Source organism: Oleiphilus sp. HI0067 (assembly GCF_001635735.1).
In genome coordinates this window covers 1-1,230 of sequence record NZ_LWFI01001529.1, presented here as the reverse complement: position 1 = coordinate 1,230, position 1,230 = coordinate 1, and the positions used below count along the sequence as shown (strand labels likewise).

At 46.8% G+C, this 1,230-nt stretch carries 1 pseudogene; it reads left to right on the top strand.

Annotated features, from left to right (window positions below):
• Window positions 1-1,230: pseudogene (locus A3739_RS24865) on the top strand (NAD-glutamate dehydrogenase domain-containing protein); the annotation flags it as partial.

Here is a 1,230-nt window from a genome sequence, read left to right as displayed (position 1 = left end):
ACAGATGATGTTGCTGAACATGTGTTGCGCCACAATTATCGACAAACACAAGCTATTAGTATCGCCTCGCACGAAGCGATTGCTCGCACTGAAGAATATCGCCGCTTAATGAATTCCATGGAGCTAGCAGGCAAGTTGAACCGAGAGTTAGAGTTCTTACCCCTCGAAGAGGAAATGGTGGAAAGAAAATCTATCGGTTCCGGCTTGACTCGCCCTGAGCTAGCAGTGCTCATTTCGTATGTGAAAGGTGATCTCAAAGAGCTGCTAAACGATTCATGTTTCACATCAGATGCTTACGTTGCAAAAGAAGTATTCAATGTATTTCCCTCGCGCTTGAATAAGAAGTTCGGCGAGCAGATTAGCCAGCACCAGTTACACAGTGAGATTGTCGCAACGCAGGTCGCCAATGATATGGTCAACCACATGGGCATTTCTTTTGTTGAGCGGCTTCATACCTCTACGGGCGCGAATGCGACATCAATTGCGCTTGCATATTTGATTGCGAAAGACGTATTCAAACTCGATCATTATTGGGAGTCTATTGAGGCGCTTGATTATAAAGTGCCTGCAACCGTGCAGATCGACATGATGCTAAGTTTAATGACTTTGATACGGCGATCAGTTCGCTGGCTTATCCGCAATCGCCGCTCAGAGCTACACGTCTTAGCAAACATAGAAAGATTTGCCTCTGGTGTGTCACAGATTTCGGCGCATTTGCCTGATTACTTGAGAGGTGAAGTGAAAGAAAGCTGGAACGCTCGGTTCACATCCTTAACTGAACAGGGTGTTCCCGATGAGTTAGCTAGTACAATTGCGGGAGCTTCGTTGAGTTATGCCGCTCTCGGGATTATTGAAGCGCATGAAGCCTCAAATGCAAGCTTAGAGCGCGTGGCTGAAGTGTATTACGGCATTGGCGACTACCTCGATCTTAATTGGTTCGCCCAACAGATCGATCGATTGAGCCCTTCAACCCACTGGCAGGCACTTGCAAGGGAAGCATTTAGAGAAGATCTTGACTGGCAACAGCGCGCGCTTACAAGCGGGCTTCTTGCTATGAAAGGCGCTCCTAAAGACATCGCGAAACGCATTAATACTTGGATGGAGCAGCATGAAGATTTAGTGTTTCGATGGCAGTCCACTTTAACTGAACTTAAAGCGAGCGATGATGCTGAATACGCGATGTATTCCGTGGCATTAAGAGAGCTATTAGATCTTGCTCAGAGCACAACA